This is a genomic window from Porphyromonas bobii, from assembly GCF_943169685.1.
GTDB classification, from domain to species: domain Bacteria; phylum Bacteroidota; class Bacteroidia; order Bacteroidales; family Porphyromonadaceae; genus Porphyromonas; species Porphyromonas pasteri.
The window spans coordinates 166872-186523 of sequence record NZ_CALPBU010000004.1; the positions used below are offsets into that span (position 1 = coordinate 166872).

The window sequence follows — 19652 nt, forward strand, 5'->3', positions numbered from 1 at the left end:
TATAGATCCTTTATACCATCAGACTAAAGCCCGACAGTAGCGGTGAAGATGTAGGAGTGAGGGTCATAGCTATAGGGCAGCGCACCATTGAGCTTCTTATCAGCATAGATGAGTGCCACATTGGAGGCCTGAAGCTTGAGGGCAAGCGATGACAGACGCAGGCGGTCTACGAAGGCCTTAGGTACCGTATAGCTCAGAGAGATATCACGCAGCTGGATGTAGTCGGTCTTAGCGACGCGGACATCAGACTTGTTGTAGTTCGTGTAGGCATTGCTCAGGTAGGGGTTAGCCTGACGGTGAGCATCCGTAGCGATCACAGGGACGTTCGTGCGCTCTTCGTCACCAGCACGCAGCCAGCGGCGGTTGAACTCCTTACCCATGATCTGGTAGTCATTGTACTTCGTAGCGAACTGCTGGGGCAGGCGCATCACGCCACCGAAGGAGTAGTAGACGTAGACACCGAGGCGGAAGTTCTTGAAGCTAAAGCTATTGTTGATACCACCCTGGTCGGTAGGTGTCAGAGTACCCGAGTAGAGGAGATAGTCAATTTCCTCGGGATTAGAAGCCGTCCAAGCTACCTGACCACCCGTCTTAGGACTGGTGATGTGGCGGCCATCAGGCAGGACATCAGCACCGTTAGGGAGGAAGAAGCGAGGATGCCCATTCTCATCCAGCTTATAGAAGGGGATGGAGAAGAGTGAGTTCAGAGGGTAGCCCTGACGAGCAGCACCGTCCGTGAGGTTCGTCACTGAGGGGCTGGTATTCAGGCGCGTCACCTTATTGGTATTGCGCGAGTAGGTGATCGAGGTAGACCAAGAGAAGTCGCGGGTTTGGATATTCTTCGTAGTCAGCGAGAGCTCGATCCCCTTGGCACTCATCTGAGCGACATTCCCATAGAGATAGTCGACGAAGCCACCAGTACCCTGAGGGAATACCTGGTCGATGAGGTCACGACCCTGACGATTGAAGAGGGTGATACCTGCCGAGATACGCTCATCGAAGAGACCGAAGTTGAGGCCCCAGTTGAGCTCATACATCTTCTCATAGGTCAGGTCGTAGTTAGCAGGCTCATTGATATAGACCCCTGGCTCGATGAGGTTAGCATCCCCGAAGAAGGGAAGCAGCGTCTTCAGACGAGGCAGTGCATTGTGCACATAAGGGATCGTACCCGACATCCCGTAGGAGAGGCTCATCGAGAGCGAAGACAGGGGCTTGAGCTTGGGGAAGAAGGCTTCCTGATCGATAGACCAGTTACCACCGACGTTCCAAGTGGGGATGTAGCGGATGGTGCGAGCACGACCGAACTGGTTCGTCCCTTCACGGCGGTAAGAAGCATTCACACGGTAGCGACCGAGGAGGGTATAGTCGACATTACCGACGAGAGAGACCCCGCGGTCCAGCGTGGGATGGATGCTATAGTACTGCTTGCTCTTATTACGCAGGTTCGTGAAGAGCAGAGGCGAGTAGGTAGTCAGATAGCCGAGGTTATAGTTGACCCCATAGGCATCGAACCACTCATTGAGGTGACGCTCTTCGAAGACTTCGAGACCAGCGACAGCCGAGAGGCTGTGCTCGCCGTTGCTACCAAAAGTGTCATTGTAGTGCGCCTTGATCTGGCCATCGTAGCGCTCATCGATGATATTCTGCGAATTGCGAATACCACCATAGGGCATCACGATCTGAGGCAGAGCCGTGGGGTCATCGAGAGGCTTGTAGAGGTAGTCGCTATAGCTACGGATGATACTCTTGCTGATATTGCGGTACACCTCTGCAGCATTGGAGTGCTCATCGCGGTCGGTCACACCATACTGGTCACGATAGCGGAGTGCGCCGAGGGCAGAGAGACGAAGCTGCGTGATGGGCTGCCAGTTGATGGTAGCCTGCAGAGAGAGGTTAGCCGTCTTATAGTCACGAGTATTGTGCTGGAGCTCGTGCTTGATATTGAACGGCGTGTAGTCATACGCATAGAAGGCATTAGGATCCAGCGTACGGCTGGCGGTAGGAGCATAGCTACCGGGGCGCCAGTCACCACCATAGTGCACCTTGCCGTAGGAGGCCGTAGAGCGGATACCAAAGCTCCAGCCCTTGAAGGGGCGGAAGTCAGCGTTGAAGTTGAACGAGTAGGTCTGAGAGTTCTCGTACTTATTCCACCCTGGGTCAAGGTTAGCGTTGAGCGAAGCATAGTAGTTCGCCTTCTGCGTACCCGTAGAGAAAGTCAGGGTATGCTGATGGCGGATGCTGTGCTGGAAGAGTTCCTTGAACCAGTTCGTATTACGAAGCTCAGCAGCACGGAGGTAAGCAGCACGACCTGCATCGGTATTGAGTACACCGTACTCGCCAGTCAGGTCATTGTAATTATAGATGCTATTGTAGAGGTAGCCATAGACCCCATAGCGCGAGGCGATGAAGACAGCCTCGTTGTCAAGGCTCTTACCATTAGCCATCTCATTGAAGACGGCCATCTGGTCCTGAGAGTTCAGGATATTGAACTCACGGTAGGAGGGGATGGCACGATAGGTAAGCTCGGCCTGATAAGTGAAGGAGTTCGTCCCCTGCCCAGCCTTACTCGTGCGGACGGAGATAACCCCCCCGAGGGCGCGCTGACCATAGAGGGCGGTAGCAGAAGCATCGTTGATGACCTGGAAGCTCTGGATGTCGCTCTCCGAGAGACCGGGCAGAGCGGCTGCGATGAGGCGCTTAGCTTCGGGAGAAGCAAGGTCGGCGACGTTGAAGTCCTTGTCTTCCTTGTAGATCACTCCATCGATGACCCACAGGGGATAGTAGACGCTTTTCACCGATGTAGCCTGACGCATAGAGACGACCGTAGTGGTCTCCTTCTTTTCAGGGGCTGCATTGGGGAGAGTAACTTGCATGGGCGTGGTCGTAGCTACCAGCTCTACAGTTTGCTTCCCTGTCAGAGTAAAGACAAGGATCGTCTTCTCGGCTACTTGAATTGAGAAGGTACCGTCAGATGCCGTGGTGGTATGCAGTGCCTTGTCCTGCTTAGCGGATACAGAGACGCCAGCGAGGGCCTTACCTTCGCTGTCGATGACTTTACCTTTAGCTTGGATGGTCTGCGCACACACGGGCATCGCACCCATGATCACGAGGATCAGGGCGACGAATAGACTACGTAATCGAGTTAGCATAATCAAAGTTGATGCATTGTTGTGTTAGTGCGAATTGCGGTAGCAAATATAGATAAAAAGCTATATAAAGAACCTTCGGAAATAGGTCTTACTTCCTAATATTTTTAATGAACAAAACATTCCACCTACTCAGCCACTTCCATCACGTCATTCTGCCACATTTTGCCATAATTCGGCCAGCGAAGAGGCACAAACTTCGTCAAAAAGTGATGGCATACTGATCGGAAATTTCTTCACTTTTTACGCAATTTTCCCGTCTCATACGCCTCCAAGAGAGCACGAAAGAGCGCAAGCTATCCCCCACCCCTATATATCAATGTATGAAATACATCGGGAGATCAATAGACACATCAATAAGAGGATACTAAGCGAAGCTATAGTGCGACCAAGAGAAAGCAATACGGCTTCGGCATACAAACCAATAGTGGTCGGCGGGTAACCAATAGAGACTGTTGCCGCGAGTCCAGTCCTCTATTTCGTATGCTAAGGCATCGCACGTCCAGAGCCCACCGATATATCTCTCCGAAGTGACCGAGCAAACCCTTCGTCTTATCACGAATATTCCTCTTATCCAGCGGAGGGAAAAGTGTCCTTCTCGTGAAGAAAAAAGCGCCTTCCCGTAGTGGTTTTCCTCTGTCTACGCACGTAGTCTTAAAGACCAGGCACGAAAACCCTAAAGTCTACGTACGTAGATATTAGAGCCACGTACGTAGTCCAAACTTATCTACCACTCGTCCACAACTTTTATCCCTACGCGGAGCAATAACCTAAATATTGGTCACTTCACAAAGCTATAGTGGTCGGAGTAGCGACCAATACGAGTTCCCCCCCTACCCTCCGCGCGGCTCCACTCTACTGCATAAAGAAGCCCCTCCCACCGAAGGGCTGATCGCTCAGGATCAGCGCCTTCAGTGGGAGGGGCAGGCGGAGTACCTCGAAGTAGCGAGAGCGAAAGATCTTCGCTACCTCAAAGGTGAAAGTGCGGGGGAAGTTACTTCTTCTTAATCGTCTTCATCATCTCCTGTACGGCACGCTCGAGCTGGACGTCACGACCAGAGAGGTAGTCGGCAGGCGTGTTGTAGACCTCGATGTCTGGCTGTAGCGTCTGGTTCTCCATAGCGACACCATTGACATCGGCGCAGGTAACTTCAGGGATACCGAAGACGATGTAAGGATTGATCTGCGTCTCCCACCAGACAGCCGTCATCGTACCTGCGACAGGCGTACCGATGACCTTACCGAGACCGAGGGTCTTATACACCCAGGGGAAGCCATGACCATTACTATAGTTCCCTTCGCTCACCAGGACGCAGCTGGGCTTAGTCCACTGCATGATGGGGTCATCACCGATGTACTGACCACGAGGCGTGAAGCGAGAGTAGAGCTTACCGCTGAGCAGGAAGACGAGGTCTTCGTGGAGCCAACCACCACCATTGTAGCGGGTGTCGACGATGACTGCATCATAGTTGCGGTACTTACCGAGGAGCTCCTTGTAAGCATTGCGGTAGCTGTACGTATTCATCGAGGGCACGATGATGTAGGCGATACGGCCACCACTGAGCTTCTCGACCATATCCTTACGCTGCTGTACCCAGCGGCGGTGGAAGAGATCCTTCTGCGTAGACTGACCGATGGGGCGGATGAACTCCTCGAAGCGCTTACCCGTCTTAGGATCGTGGAAGGTGACGCTGACGCGCTTACCGACCTTACCATTGAGGTAGAGCTCTACGGGACGATCAGCATCGATGACTTCGCCATCGATCTTCTCGATGATCATACCGGCCTTGATCTTGTCACCGAAGTGCGTGAGCGGACCACCAGCGAGGATCTCCTCGATCTTGAGGCCATTGCCCGTGTGCTTCTGATCGTAGAAGGCGCCAAGGTAACCCGTCTGCTTAGCCCAACGCTTGGGGAAGACACGACCACCCGTGTGCGAAGCATTCAGCTCGCCGAGGATTTCACTGAGGAGCTCAGCAAAGTCTTCATCATTATCAATGTGGGGGAGGAACTTGCGGTAGGTCTTGCGGTAGTAGTCCCAGTCGACACCATGGAGGTTGACGTCATAGAACTTCTCCTTGACCTGCTGCCATGCGTGGTCGAAGATATACTCACGCTCAGCTGCGGGACGATGCTCAAACTCAGCAGCGAAGCTGATAGCCTTGAGTTGACCACCATCGAGCTTATTCAGCCCAGAGGACGTGCCGACATAGACGGTCTTCCCGTCCTGACCGAGCGTCAGGCTACCACCACCGACACGTGCGCTGAGGAGCTTCGTAGACTGCTCTTCGAGATCACGCTCCCAGAGGTCGTAGGAGTTCTCATACTTAGCGATGTAGTAGAGCTTCTTACCATCATCGGTGATGACGGCGTCAGAGAGTGAGCCTGAGGCGCGCGTCAGACGGACCGTGCGATGATCCAGGTCGGTGAAGTCAGGCGTGAAGCCCTTGCTTTCCTTCGTATCCTTTGCATCCTTTGCATCAGCCTTAGCCGACTTCTTCGTGGACTTCTTAGCAGGCTTCTTGGTATCCTTCTTCTCGTCGGTCTTCTTGTCCTTAGTCGTAAGGTCAGCGAGTTCCTTCTGGAGCTCCTTATCTTCCTTTGAGAGCTTGAAGTCTTCGTAAGCCTGGCGATCGAGGAACATCAGGTAGTAGTCACGCTCTGCACCCCAGCTACCATGACTACGGTAGCCCGCGCGGTCAGAGGAGAAGAGGACGGCCTTGCCTTTCATGACGAACTTACCCGAGCCTTCGGAGTAGCCGCTCTCGGTGAGGTTCACGATCTCGCCAGAGCCATCAGCCTTGACCATAGCGCAGTCAGGGTGCTGCCAGCCGCCATGACCGATATAGTCAGCGAGGATCCACTTGCCGTCGGGGCTCCAGCGGTAGCTGATATCGCCGTCGGAGTAGGAGTAGTTGAACTTCTTGTCGAGGACCTTGTAGTCACGGCCAGACTTGAGGTCGTGGACGTAAATGCCCGTGCGGTCACGCAGGTAAGCCACCTTCGTGCCGTCGGGAGAGAAGAGAGGCTGGAAGGATGCTTCCTTATTCTTCGTCAGCTGCGTCTCCTTGATGTCACGCGAATAGACAAAGAGGGGGTCATCCGAGCGATTCAGCTCAGCCATATAGATATTCCACCCGCCATTACGCTCAGCAGCGTAGACGATCTTCTTGCCATCGTGGCTGAAGTCGACATCACGCTCTTCTTCGGGGGTGCTGGTGAGGCGCTTCGTCGTGCCGTATTCGGTGTGGGTGACGAAGACATCACCGTGGACGATGAAGGCAATTTCCTTATTGCTGGGAGCGACGGCAAAGGACGACACGCCATCACGGATCGTCTCAGGATTGATAGCCGATTCCTCCTGGTCACGGACGATGGAGACATTCACCTTCGTGGGCTGACCACCAGGCGTCTGAGTGTAGATCTCGCCATCGAAGCCATAGCAGAGCGTGCCATTAGAGGCAATAGAGAGGAAGCGAACGGGGTCCTTCGTGAAAGAAGTGATCTTCTTGTCGGCAGCGGCAGCCGTAGCAGCATCACGGTGGTAGACATTGAAGGAGCCTTCGCGCTCACTGAGGTAGTAGAAGCCGCCCTTGCTATCCCAGACAGCATTACGGTCTTCCCCACCGAAGGTCGTGAGCTTCGTGTGCTTGCCATCCTTGGAGCGGAGCCAGATATCACGTGTCACAGGCGAGATAGCGTGCTTACGCCAGATATCTTCATAGCCCTTGACGTCGGTGTAGAGGATCTCGCCATCACGCAGCGAAGGCATCAGCATAGGATAGGCGCCGTAGAGCTTGGGGCGAGCAATAGTCTTAGAGAGGTCAAGTGAGTAGGTCTGTACGAACCAGTCCCAGGGATACATACCATCCTTCACATCAGGCATGACGTAGGACTGGAAGAGGAGCGTAGAGCCATCGAGGAAGGCCACGGGCACCTCCTTCTCGCTGCTATAGGTCAGGCGACGTAGACCTGAGCCGTCAGCCTTGACGATATAGACGTCCTTGCTCCCCTCTCGATCGGAGGAGAAGGCCAGCGAACGGCTGTCGGGGCTCCAAATAGGGGTGCCGTCGTAGGCGGCATTAGAGGTAAGGCGTAGTGCCTGCCCACCAGCCGTCGGTACGGTGTAGATATCCCCCTTGTAGCAGAAGGCGATCTGCGAGCCGTCGGGACTGATCTGCTGATGGCGCAGCCAAAGGGGAGATCCTTTCTCTGCATAAGCCATAGCAGGTAAAGCCAAAGCCGATGCAAGAGCTAAAGTGAGTATTCGTTTCATAGTCGATACGGATGTGTATAGTGTGGTATGTGCGTGCGGATGACCTGCATGCGGAGGCTTAAGACCCACAGCTCCCTAAGCGATGAAAGTGCCCTTGCAGACGAAAGCTTCCTGCAAGCTGAAGTCTCAAGTAAGAGGCGCTCCGAAATCGAGTACCTCCTCTATGAGATATCCCCGTGAGGAAGCCACCTCTACTCGGGAGAAAAGTGTGCGGGAGTGAGTGGAACAAAAAAGAAGAGAGCCCCCGAGACACACGGAGGTGCGCTGGAGGGCTCTCTTCTGAGGGAATAATATCGGAGAGAGAAGCGTGACTTAGTTGTTACGCTTACGAGCCGAGTAGCTTAGGTTAAGTGCGTCGGCGCGTCGGAGCTCTTCCTTGATCTGAGAGATGATGTTCATCTTCGTATCCTTATCGGCCTTCAGAGAGACCTGCATAAGGTTGCGACGCTCGTCCTTGATCTTTGACTGTGACTGCTTGAGGTAGCTGTACACAGCCGTAGGATTCTGCGTGACCTGGTCGTTGAGCTGAATCGCTGAGTTAGACCCGTACATCTCGCGGTATTCCTTGTTGGGCTTACCGACGTAGATGAAGGTAACGAGCGACTTTTCTTCGAGCTTCGTAAGCTCAGTAGCCGTAGGCAGGTTACTGAAGCTCACCTTCGGGGTAACCTCACGGATGGTCGTAACCATCATGATGAAGAAGAGGAAGGCGAATACCAAGTCAGGGAGGGACGAAGTGTTTAGCTCGGGCATCTCACGCCCACCTGATTTACTGAATTTACCCATGTCTTTTACTTCTTTGCAAGGTTAGAGAGAGCCATTTCAGAGATATGCATAGGATATGCATCCTGGACAGACTTCTTCTCGGAAGGGGAAAGCGCCTCAAACGTCTTGCCTCCGAACTCCTTCTTAGCGAAGGCATCCCAGACCTCATTGTAGGCCTTGATGAGTTCGTTCTGGACATTGACGTACTGCTGGTAGCTGGTCTCGACCTCATTCTTGATCGAGATAGCATAACCAGAGGTGATGACGGTACGCTCACCCAGCCCTTCGATCTCACGACGCTCAAGCTCAGGGAGGAAGGGCTTGTTCTCGGGGTTCGTAATGAACTCGACAGCGTAGTCCTTCAACTCATCCAGCTTGACGGGGATGAGCTGGTCGACGCCAGACGCATCCTTACGCGAGATCACGATCTCGTCAGCGCGGTTGACCAAGAGTCGCATGATGTTGCGGTCATTGATCTCGATCTCCTGCTGCTTCTGTTGCTTTGGAGCCATCGGAGGCAGACGCCTCTTCAGACCCTTATCAGTATCCATTGAAGTTGTAATCAAGAAGAAGATAAGCAACATAAAAGCGATATCGGCCGAGGACGATCCGTTGATGCCAGGAGTCTTTCTTTTCAGAGCCATAATGCTTTTTGTTCTATTCGTTACTGATTACAACCGTTACTTCCCGAGGAATCTCTTGGATACACCGCCCCAGACGACGGCACCGAGGGTGACGACGAAGAGGACGTAGGTGGAGTAGAGCCACATATCCGTGACCTTCAGCCAACCACTGGTATTATAAGCCTGCGAAGCTTCGTTAAGACCCTTGATAGCCTCACCGCTACCGATAGCATAGCCGAGGATGAGTGAGACGACGAGGACGACGACGGAGATAAGGTTGGACTTACGTGCCACAACGTCCTTGGTCTTGTTGGTAGCGATGCTACGTCCAGCGAAGAAGAGCGTCGCAAGGACCGTGACGATGAAGAGGAAGTACGTCCAGTAAAGTAAGATACCCGTAAACGCATAGTCCTTATTGCCCTTAGCGTCGAGCTCCGAGCCTCCCGCGAAGAAGAGGACGAAGATCAGTACGCTGAGCGCCAGGAGGACTAATAAAGTCGTGCTGGATACCTTGCGTATCTTAGTTACAGCCATTTCTTTATTGTTGTTACAGGGTAGGATTACTTGTTCTTCTTGGCATCGTACTTGACGATCAGGTCAAGCAGCGTGATGGAAGCGTCTTCCATACGGTTGAGGATGCCTTCGACGAGAGAGAGGATGTAGTTGTAGAAGATCTGAAGGATCAGAGCTACGATAAGACCACCGATGGTCGTGATAAGAGCGACCTTCATACCACCAGCGACGACCGTTGGGCTGATATCACCGACCTTTTCGATGTTATCAAAGGCCTGGACCATACCTACGACCGTACCAAGGAACCCGAGTGAAGGAGCCATAGCGATGAAGAGCGTGATCCAAGAGAGGTTCTTTTCGAGCAGACCACCCTGTACACCACCGTAAGATACGACAGACTTTTCAGCGATGTCGATACCCTGGTCAGCACGCAGGAGAGCCTGGTAAGCGATAGAAGCGATAGGACCGCGCGTGTTGCGAGCTACTTCCTTAGCCTTTTCGATGTTACCTTCTTCGACGAGAGCCTTTTCGATGTCGCGCAGGAGCTTGTCGGGGTTGACGTTAGCCAGGTTGAGGTAGATGATACGCTCAAGGCAGATAGCCAGACCGAGGATGAGGGCGATGGCAACGGTAGCCATAAAGTCTGCACCCCCTTCGATGAACTTGGTCTTGAGCTCCTGGTGGAAGCCCGTTTCAGGTACAGCTTCTTCACCAGCGACCTGGTCAGCAGCAGGAGCTTCAGCTACAGTTGCGGCAGAGTCAGCAGCGGGAGCAGCAGAATCAACCTGAGTCGTAGCAGCGGCAGCAGCGCTATCTGCATTCTGAGCCGTAGCTACATTAGCCATACCTACAGAGAGGAGACCCACGCAAGCAGCGATTGCGAATAACTTTTTCATGTCGAGTTGTTTTTGTGAGTTAGTTAGTTCTATTTATTCGTTTCTTCTTGTTCCTATAACGTATTGAAAGCACTACAAGCAGATGGAGGAGTACTGCATTCCCGCCATAAGGCAGGGCGAGTGTAGAGCCTTTCGGCATCAAAAATACAGCTTTTCCAACCGAAAAACAAAATCATTGTTCACCGAACTTCAGTTGAGCCGTCTTCCCGCTCCACAAGAGGGCGTCCGATGCTTCGTCTAACACAATAGTATATAGAGACTGTTGTCTATAATCCTACCCTCTATTTAGAGTACCAAGGCATCGTGCGACCAATTCCCCGATATGCCTCTCTGAAGTGGTCAAGCAAGCCCTCCGCCTTATCGCGAGTATTCCTCTTATCCAGCGGAAGGAAAAGTATCGTTCTCGTAGAGGGAAAAGCGCCTTCCCGTAGTGGTTTTCCTCTATCTATGTACGTAGTCTTAAAGACCAGGTACGTCAGTCCAAATATCCACGTACGTAGATATTAGAGCTACGTACGTAGTCCAAACTTATCTGACACTCGTCCACAACTTTTATCCCTACGCGGAGCAACATCCTAATATAGGTCACTTCACAAAGCTATACAGGAATCAGGCCAAAGCTATATAGCTTTCTTCGCCATCCTATATAAGCTCTGCCCACGCACTCATATAGGGAATATAAGCACCTCTGCCGTCCAGCACGCGAAGTGCAGTGGACGGCAGAGGCGAGGAGATGAGTTAGAACTTCACCGACAGGTCGACACCGAGGGTACGGGGTGCCGAAGTCTGGAAAAGACGGCCCAGCGGTGAGGCTGCTTGGAAGACCGTGTAGCTATTATCCGTAAGGTTGGCTCCCCACAGTGCGAGCGTGTAGCGGTCGTAGCTCAGCCCGAGGCGAGCACGTAGCGTAGACTGGAGGGACTCGCGGGTCGTATTGTCTTCACGCCAATAGATCTCTCCGAGGCCAGCGTACTCGACCTCACCCAAGAGGCGCAGGTGGCGTGAGAGCGGCTCGTTCGCCGAGAGCATCACGCTATAAGTGTGGCGCGGGATGAAGGGGACGAAGTTACCCTTCTTCGCTGCTGTCGTCTCCTCCGTGAAGCGGGCATCGGTGAGGCTATAGTTCAGGTGTGCGCGGAGCGAAGACCATAGGCGCTGCGTGGCGGAGAGCTCGAAGCCCAGCGTACGGGACGAACCTGCATTACCGACCATACGACCTGCCCCCGAGGCGACGAAGCGTGTCAGCTGGAGGTCACGCACCTGCATCAGATAGACAGAAGAGGAGAGCTCCAGCCCTGCTGAGGGGAGGGCATAGCGTGCTCCGAGCTCATAGCTCCAGCTGTGCTCAGGCTTGTAAGTCGTCGCCGAAGCGATCGTCGAGCTATCGAAGCCCCCACGCCCTGAGATCTGCGCCTGAAGAGCCTTCTGCTGAGCTGTGGTAATGAGGTCGGAGAAGGACTGCTCATTGAAGCCCCCCGTCTTCACCCCACGACTGACGGTAGCGTAGGCACGGAGTGCTTCGGTGGGATGCCACGTTACGGAGAGCTTGGGCAGGAGATTCCAGTAGCCTACCGACTGCTTCCCCTCGAGGTGAACGGGAGGCGCGGTAGCCAGAGCCTGAGTCGTCCCTGCCACAGCGAGACTCAGCTCATAGCCACGGGAGTCGTAGCTGATCTCGTGGTGCTCGTAGTCAAGTCGCAGCCCACCGGTGATCGTCCAGGCGGGAGTGAGATGATAGGCACTCTCATGATAGAGTGCCAGCCCCCAGTCGGGCATACGGAAGTCGTTTGCATTCGTTCGATCCGAGCGCGTAGCATCGTAGTAGACGAGCGAAGGCATGGCGGGGACGCGCTGCTTCAGGGCAGCCATCGCTTGATTGATAAGCGCACTCAGCCCACCATAGGAGAAGGTCACGGGGGCCTCTACACGCTTGGCATCGTGGTAGCCGAAGAGCCCGACACTCCAGTCGTAGCGGCTGGGACGCTCGCCACGGAGATTCTTGAGGATGAACTCCTGCGTCAGCCCATGCTCACGCAGCCCCTGTGTGACGTGGAAGTACGAGAGAGGGAGGGCATCCATATCCATCTGCGTCTCATCGAAGAGGTACTGATAGCTCGTCGCCGACTGGAGCTGTACCCCACCCCACTTATAGCTGAGGAGATAGCGCAGCGTAGCCGTGTGGCGCTTGTAGCTCTCGGGTGCATCGGCCGAGAGCGGAAGTGGCTGCTTGGTACGAGGGTCGTCCGTGCGGTAGGGAAAACCTCCCTGCTGGACGTAGTCGCCCGAGAGGGAGAGCGCCATCTCAAGCTGCTCCGTAGGGCGATACTCGAGCTTAGCGAAGCCACCTATCATACGCAGACTATCTTGATAGGCCTGACGGGTCTCATTGTAGAAGTAGCCACGGCGGGTCGTCCCCGAGAGGCCGTAGCTCAGCCCCACCTTATCGGAGAGGCGGAAGGCCTGCTCGACGGAGCCACGCAGGAGGCGGTGCGAGCCTGCTGTAAGCTTTGCTTCACCTCCGGGCTGGTCGAAGGCTGAGCGCGTGTAGTAGTTGATGATACCCGACATCGCATTGCGCCCGTAGAGCGTACCCTGCGGGCCACGTAGCACCTCGACGCCCGTGATACCAGGGATATCGAAGTTGAAGCCCGACTTATTCAGCACGGGCACCCCGTCGACGTAGAGCCCGATGGTCTGCCCCGAGCTACGTGCACCACTCCCACGCAGATAGATGGCGGCACTGCGCTTAGAGCCGTAGTCGGGCACGAAGAGGCTAGGCACGCGCCCCGTAAGGTCCGTGATGCTCTGCATACGATACTGACTGAGGTCACGGCTTGTGATCCACGTCAGCGCTGCTGGCTGACCTATGGAAGGAGCGGTAGGGCGCTGGGGGACGTAGGAGCGGATGACGACCTGCTCGATAGGATTGGTCTGGATGCTATCCTGCTCCTCTGCATGGAGACTCATGGGCATAGCCATAAAGCCGAGCGCAAAGAGCGGAAATACAAGTAGCTGTTTCTTATTCTTGGTAAGCATTGGGGATTATGAAGCTAAGGGCGATGCGCTGACTCGGGCAAAGGCACTCCGTCAGCACGCCGTCTTGGATAAATCACCACAAAGGTAGAGCCCGCGCCTGCTGCAGCGAATAAAATCACCAAATTCACCCCGAATTCAGCTAAAAAAAGACCAGACCCGCCCTATCCTCCCCTCCGATAGTACACATCTATCCTCCCGCTCCTCAGAGTAGGATTCACGGGGACGGAGCGAAGGGATTATCTTTGCGCTGTGAAGAAGCCCTTCACTTAGCCCCATCATTATGGCCAAATACTCCCATCTCTTACCTCTCCTCCTCACGCTCCTCTTTGCGTCCGATCTCGGAGCACAGACCTACTACCGCAGTGAAGAGCCTCACTGTACCGCCCCGAAGGATAGCACGACGCTCCTCGGTCTGGACGTCGTCGGCGAAGGCTTCTTCCGCAATGACGAATATGCCTCCGACCTCGTCGCCGACTATACCCTCCCAGGCTATCGCCTGCGAGCCAACCTCAGCTACCGCCCCGAGACCCACCTTCCCATCGAGCTACGTCTCGGTGTGTACCACCTCTACTACTGGGGTGCCACACGCTACCCGGCCGCCTTGGCCTATCAGGACCTCCCCTACTGGCGGGGCGATGGTGACCGCTATACACGCCTGCGCCTCCTCCCCTACTTCCAGGCGTCGATACAGCCAGCAGCAGGCTGGGCTATCCTCCTGGGGCATCTGCAAGGCGGAGCGAAGCACCGACTCATCGAGCCGCTCTACAATCCTGAGCTCAACCTCACCGCAGACCCCGAGATGGGCCTGCAGATTCGCTACGAAGGACAGCGTACCCGACTGGACACCTGGGTCGACTGGCAGAGCTTCATCTTCCGAGGCGACAAGCATCAGGAGGCCTTCGTCTTCGGGCTCAGCACCGCCCAAGCCTTTGACTTCAACACCTCCGACCGCCTCGAGCTCCAGCTCCAAGCCGTCGCCCACCATCGTGGTGGCGTGCTGAATGAGCGAGCCGACACCGTGCACACCTGGCTCAATGCCGCCCTCGGTGCCGTGTACAGCCATCAGTTTGCCCGCCCCAAGCACCCCCTGATGGTACAGGCAGGACTCTACGGCCTTGCCTATAGCCAGCGGGGCGAGCACTATGCCTCGGACAAGGGCTGGGGCTTCCTCGCTACAGCGGGCCTGAGCTGGCGACGCTGGCAGACGGAGCTAAGTCACTTCTACGGGCACGACTTCATCAGCCCGCTGGGCATCCCCTTCGCGCAGAGCGTCGGGCGTGCGGGACGAAGCCACCTCCTCACACATCACCCACGCTACACCGCTTGGCAGGGGAGCTACCGCATCATCGAGTCCGAGGCGTACACCTTCGGCGTGAGTGGTGGGCTCTATATCCACCCACATTCAGCGCATAGTACCAGCTCCTTCATCGAAGCCTACCTGAGTATCTCCCCACGCTTCACCCTCCTCCGTAGGCGAGGGCAGTAGCCCGCCCTCTACCCTATTACGCACCGAGGCCCACCCCGCATCAGCAGGGTGGGCCTCGTCGTTATCGTAAGAGGAAATAGCCGACTACAGCTGCACGCCCTTAGCGCGAGCTTCGTAGCGACGCCCTACGACCTCCCAGTCGATGATCTGCCAGATGGCACGCAGGTGGTCGGCACGGCGATTCTCATAGTCGAGATAGTAGGCGTGCTCCCAGATATCGATAGCGAGGAGGGGCACACGGCCACGAGTGACGGGCGTACCGGCGTTCGAGGTCTTCTCAACGTAGATATCGCCAGCCTCATCGGTAGAGAGCCAGAGCCAGCCCGAGCCGAAGATCTCACCACCAGCCTTCTCAAAGTCCGCCTTGAAGGTATCAAAGTCCTTGTAGCTACGCAGTAGAGCTGCACGCAGAGCCCCCTGGGGCTCCGTGACGCGACCTGCTTCGTAGGGGCGGAACTGCTTGAAGTAGAGGAGGTGATTCAGCAGCTGCCCTGCATTATCAAAGATCGCTCCCGAGGAGAAGCGTACCAGACGCACCAGATCCCGCTCCTTGATATCATTCTCACGCACGAGCTTATTGAGCTTGTCCAGATAGCCCACGACGTGCTTGCCGTAGTGAAGCTTGACGGTGCGCTGGCTGATGACAGGCGCAAGCGCATCGGTAGCATACGGCAGGGCAAAGAGCTGGAAGGGAGGCTTAGCAGGCTCTGCCGTAGCTGCAGGTGCTGTAGCTGTAGCCTTCGTCGTCTTCGTTTGGGCTGAGAGTGAGCTGATAGCGAGGGCTCCCGTGAGGAGCAGTGCAAGGGATCTGATTCGCATAATGAAGGTGGTAGGGTAAATAGGTGATAGTCGCTTAGTCGTCGTAGCCGACGATCTGGTAGCGCGAGTCGAACTGGACCTCAAGGCCAGAGCTAAGCTCTACCTTGTAGCCACGGCGCTTGCGCTCGATCTGTACGATGGACTCGCCAGCATGCTGAGCACGCAGGGCATTGATGATCTGAGCGGGGATGAATGACGTAGGCAGGGCGGTACGCTTGCCGTCGACCTCCTTCCACTCACCACGAGAGGAGAACTCGATCTCGGTGCCATCGGCAAGGAGTACATCGTAGGTCGTCCCTGAGAAGTCACGATCTTCCTTCGCCAGGGACACAGTGCGTCCGGCGAAGTGCTTCGCGAGGAAGAGCTGGGCGGCCTTAGGCAGTTGCTTGGTCTGGATGACGCGGTCGCTACCTGCACGCAGACTGAGGGTCGTGAGTACGAGGAGAGCGAGGGTCAAGGACAGAAATCTCTTCATAATCTGAATTACTTAGTTTGGGGGGTGAATAATGTGGTGTATTACCATCGCTATAACGTGAGGTGGAGAGAAAAGGTTTTTCCTCCAAAAAACCACCCGAAATAACCACCTATCAAACAAGAATATAGCGGGAGTAAAAAGCAACCAGTACTGGTCAGCGATCGGACCAGTACTGATTGACCAGAGTGACCAGTACTGGTTCGCAGTCGGAGCAGTACTGGTCACGCGGGTGACCAGTACTGGTTGATTTGGGGGATCACAAAGCAATACGGGCGGGGCGACCACAGAGGTCACCCCGCCCGTAGCGGATAGTTAGGTCTTCAGCGAGCCCTTAGTGCTTGTCGCCCTGATAGGTGAGCGAATAGGGATGCAGGACGCGAGCACTCCACTTAGCAGCTTGCGAAGCAGAGCTATATTCCTCATTGCCGTAGAACCCATAGCGCCCGATACAGGGAGCAGTGACATAGCGCCCACGGCTGTCTGGACTGAAGTTCGAGGGATCAAGCGACCAGTAAGCAGCACGTACCCCACGCTGCGTGATGCCCCCTTCATGCGTACCAGGGACGAAGAACCAGCGTACGACCTTATTCGCTGTATTCTGATGATCATCCCAGAAGGACTGAGGGATGAACGTCTTGATATCCCCGACGAAGTACTTCCCGAGATAGACTGCCGTAGCCTCGATATAGCACATATAGGGGTCTTTAATATTGGAGCCTACGCCCGTAAAGAAGACAGGCGTGAAGCGGTAGACCGCCTGATGATCGCTACGCACAGGGCGGCCTGCGACAGCAGCGAGCGTGTCGTGACGGAAGAGCAGTGAGGTAGAGACGTGCTTAGCTCCATCAGAATAGGTGATGACGCGCTCGCGACGAGGTTGCTGGAGCTTACCACCCTCGATCGGAGTGAAGGCACGATCAGCCATGACGATACGGCCATCGGAGACGGCTGGAGGGGTATTACCGTCATAGCGCCAGTTGCGATAGAAGACCGCATTGCTACGGGTGATCCCTGCTAACGCCAGCGTGTTGTGGTCAGGGATATAGTAGTTCGTCCCATCGATCTGAATAGGAGTCGTCTGACGTGGCTGTGCGGGATTAGAGCGATCCAGATAGCGGCTGAGCTGATCGAGCGTGAAGAGGCTGACATTCTCATTGATCTGCTCCTTGGTCTCTGGGAGGAAGAAGAGACGAGGCTGGGTCTGCTGCTTGCTTCCTGCAGCGGCATAGGAGAGGGGGCGACGCGACATATAACCCAGCTGGATATTGGGCTGCTCATAGAGTTCGCAGTTCATGTGGTAGGCCTTCCCACTCTTGAGGTTGAGGTCTGTCCCCATGATCGGCACGATCGCCATATTGGGCTTAGCGATGCTCTGTCCACCTTCGCTCGCACCGACAGCATAGACGTGCGTCGTGGCATAGCGCGAGGCGGCCTCGGGGTCGATAGAGCGAGAAGCTTCGGGGAAGATCACCTGATAGCTGGGGCTTGACTCAGCCGTACCATCATTGTAGCCGAAGCTCGTGCGAGAAGCAGCACGTGAGGTAGGATACCACACTACGACCGCATCAGAGGTCGTGCTACCCGAAGCCAGATTAGAGACGGGGAAGTCGTAAGAGTAGGTGTGGTCCTCGTAGTTCGAGCTGTAGCCAACCCAAGAGGGAAGCTCATTAGCACCGAGCTTATCCAGTAGGCCTGGGTTGAGGTCAATCTTTGCCTCAGGCAGGAGGACATTTGAGACGACCTTGATACCCGAGAGGCTAAGAGCCTTCGTACGGGAGTTGTGTACGGTGTAGGCTACCATCGTCCCAAGAGGACGGAGGTAGAATCGAGGATTCACGAGCTTACTTCTACCCCCTGCAACCTTCGTCTTAGAGAGGCGGGTCCAAGGAGAACCATAAGGTACTTCAAGAGAGAAGGTCCGATTCTGCGTTGTATTGACCAAGCCCTGGTCACCACCAGCACGTAGAGACTTATAGCGAAGGATAAGATCTGAGGCAGGGACTCTCCCAGCAGGAGTTAGATTCAGCTCGAAGTCATCGGGTACGAGGTAAAGCATGGCCTCCCACTCATAGCGTTCGAAGGGAATGTGCGTAGGTAGATTGATAGACTCTCCTCGGATCGTGAGAGCCTTCTTGCCATTGCGTTTCCACTTCATCAGGGAGTAGATGTAGGGAGCATGGCCGTTGGGTTGATTCTGCCCGACGGTACGAAGGATCACAAGCCCCTTGTACTCGGTCTTGCTTTCATCAAGCTCAAGGGCAATCTTCTTGGGACCATTGTAGGCAAAGCCGAGGGACTTGGCTTCTGCACCAGAGCCAAGGACAGGGAGAGCCTCTGCGGACGCTTCGATATCCAGCTCGATGGACTCCCCAGTGTTGGTAGATGACAGGGTAATTCGATTGTCGTCCTCAGCGTGCGTGATGGTAGGTGCATCTGCTGTCTTGGAGCACGAGGTGCCAGCAAGAAGAAGGACAAACATTAGACCCAAAGGCCGAATCATACGGTAATAAGAACCAAACATGATGAGATTAGGGATGAGCGAGGCTGCGCAGTGGCGAAGCCCCTTACAATGTTAGTAGGGTGTGTGGTACGAAAGAGGAGATACTGCTCTCAGGGAAAATACTCTATGTGCACCCACGATGTATAGAACGTCTATACTCGGAGTATCGTATATTCCTTAACTAAAAGACGCACTACTGAGCCATTAAATTAGTCTTTTATGAGCAAAGCGCCCCTACCCATAGGGAGGGGAGAGACCAAAAACAAGCGTGGGCGGAGCGACTCCAAGAGTCACTCCGCCCACGCTATGATAGAAGTCTTTAGATATGTCTCACACTACGAGGAACTACCCTTCAGCGGGCAGAGCCGAGGCAATGACCTGCTGTGCAAGGCGAGCTGAGGCGGGGATATGCGCCGGAGGAGTACCTTGCTCACTCATGTGGAATGCGGGGTGTACCGTCAGCACCACGCGACGTGGATGCGGCAGGTAGGTACCACGCGGTAGGACCTCAAAGGCCCCATCAATCGTGACGGGTAGGATGGGGACATCCAGCTCGGAGGCTATCACGAAAGCTCCCTTCTTGAAGCGGGTAAGACGTCCCGTCTCGGTACGACTTCCCTCAGGGAAGATGAATATAGAGTTGCCTGTCGCCAGGACTTTCTTGGCATCCTCGATCGTCTGCGCGATAGAAGAGACACGCGTCTCATCGACAAAGATGAAGTGTGCAGCTTCACACGCCTTACCCACAAGCGGGAGACGGCGTAGCTCGGACTTCATCACCCACTTGAAGGGGATACCTATATAGGCATTGAGGACGAATATATCGTAAGCGCTCTGATGGTTGGCTACCACTACGCAGGGCGCATCGGATGTCGGTAGATTCTCTCGCCCACGCACCTCGACACGGCACAGCGATACGGCCAGGCACGTCCATGACCAGAGCTTAGTAGCTCGGCTGATGAAAGATGCTGGAGCCCCTGTATAGCTTGCGACGATGATCGTAAGACAGCAAATAATCGTAGCTAAGACGAAAAGCGGGCCACCTATCAGGAAGAAATAGATGAGATAGACGATGCGGCCGAGGGAGAGGGATTTCATAGGCTCAAGGGAATGCTGT

Annotated in this window: 12 protein-coding genes; 1 reads left to right on the forward strand and 11 read right to left on the reverse strand. The window is 54.9% G+C overall.

Annotation, left to right across the window (positions count from 1 at the left end; translation table 11 throughout):
- Positions 1 to 23: 23 nt before the first annotated feature.
- The 7 genes from KO088_RS05440 to KO088_RS05470 all read right to left on the reverse strand — a co-directional run bounded on the left by KO088_RS05440 (position 24) and on the right by KO088_RS05470 (position 13255).
- Positions 24 to 3149, reverse strand: a complete 3126-nt coding sequence (locus tag KO088_RS05440; protein ID WP_251419828.1) for a TonB-dependent receptor domain-containing protein — start codon at positions 3147 to 3149, stop codon at positions 24 to 26.
- Positions 3150 to 4140: 991 nt separating this feature from the next.
- Positions 4141 to 7422, reverse strand: coding sequence for a S41 family peptidase (locus KO088_RS05445; RefSeq protein ID WP_215493901.1), 3282 nt, complete (start codon positions 7420 to 7422; stop codon positions 4141 to 4143).
- Between the two features lie 312 nt (positions 7423 to 7734).
- Positions 7735 to 8208 carry an ExbD/TolR family protein gene (locus KO088_RS05450; protein ID WP_215493902.1) on the reverse strand — a complete coding sequence of 158 codons (474 nt, stop codon included), beginning with the start codon at positions 8206 to 8208 and terminating at the stop codon, positions 7735 to 7737.
- Between the two features lie 5 nt (positions 8209 to 8213).
- Complete coding sequence (locus KO088_RS05455; RefSeq protein WP_215493903.1) at positions 8214 to 8831, reverse strand: ExbD/TolR family protein; 618 nt, start codon at positions 8829 to 8831, stop codon at positions 8214 to 8216.
- 36 nt (positions 8832 to 8867) lie between these two features.
- The gene (locus KO088_RS05460) at positions 8868 to 9344 is read right to left on the reverse strand and encodes a hypothetical protein (RefSeq protein ID WP_188808140.1); all 477 of its coding nucleotides are present in this window, start codon (positions 9342 to 9344) and stop codon (positions 8868 to 8870) included.
- Between the two features lie 26 nt (positions 9345 to 9370).
- On the reverse strand, positions 9371 to 10219 hold the full coding sequence (locus KO088_RS05465; RefSeq protein WP_215493904.1) for a MotA/TolQ/ExbB proton channel family protein: 849 nt from the start codon (positions 10217 to 10219) through the stop codon (positions 9371 to 9373).
- Between the two features lie 738 nt (positions 10220 to 10957).
- Positions 10958 to 13255, reverse strand: coding sequence for a TonB-dependent receptor (locus KO088_RS05470; RefSeq protein ID WP_215493905.1), 2298 nt, complete (start codon positions 13253 to 13255; stop codon positions 10958 to 10960).
- 280 nt (positions 13256 to 13535) lie between these two features.
- Here KO088_RS05470 and lpxZ point away from each other — a divergent pair, with 280 nt between their 5' ends.
- Positions 13536 to 14741 (forward strand): LpxZ family protein, encoded by a 1206-nt coding sequence (lpxZ, locus tag KO088_RS05475; RefSeq protein WP_215493906.1) that lies wholly within the window; start codon positions 13536 to 13538, stop codon positions 14739 to 14741.
- Positions 14742 to 14825: 84 nt separating this feature from the next.
- On the opposite strand, the gene KO088_RS05480 is transcribed toward lpxZ, so the two are convergent.
- The 4 genes from KO088_RS05480 to KO088_RS05495 form a co-directional block, all read right to left on the reverse strand.
- Positions 14826 to 15560 (reverse strand): superoxide dismutase, encoded by a 735-nt coding sequence (locus KO088_RS05480; RefSeq protein WP_251419830.1) that lies wholly within the window; start codon positions 15558 to 15560, stop codon positions 14826 to 14828.
- Positions 15561 to 15594: 34 nt separating this feature from the next.
- A complete protein-coding gene (locus KO088_RS05485; protein WP_251419832.1) occupies positions 15595 to 16035 on the reverse strand; it encodes a PepSY-like domain-containing protein in 441 nt (146 codons plus the stop codon).
- 331 nt (positions 16036 to 16366) lie between these two features.
- Positions 16367 to 18514, reverse strand: a complete 2148-nt coding sequence (locus tag KO088_RS05490; RefSeq protein ID WP_215493907.1) for a hypothetical protein — start codon at positions 18512 to 18514, stop codon at positions 16367 to 16369.
- A 366-nt stretch (positions 18515 to 18880) separates the two neighbouring features.
- Positions 18881 to 19633: a lysophospholipid acyltransferase family protein gene (locus KO088_RS05495; RefSeq protein WP_215493908.1), complete on the reverse strand. Its 753-nt coding sequence runs from the start codon at positions 19631 to 19633 to the stop codon at positions 18881 to 18883.
- Positions 19634 to 19652 lie beyond the last annotated feature (19 nt).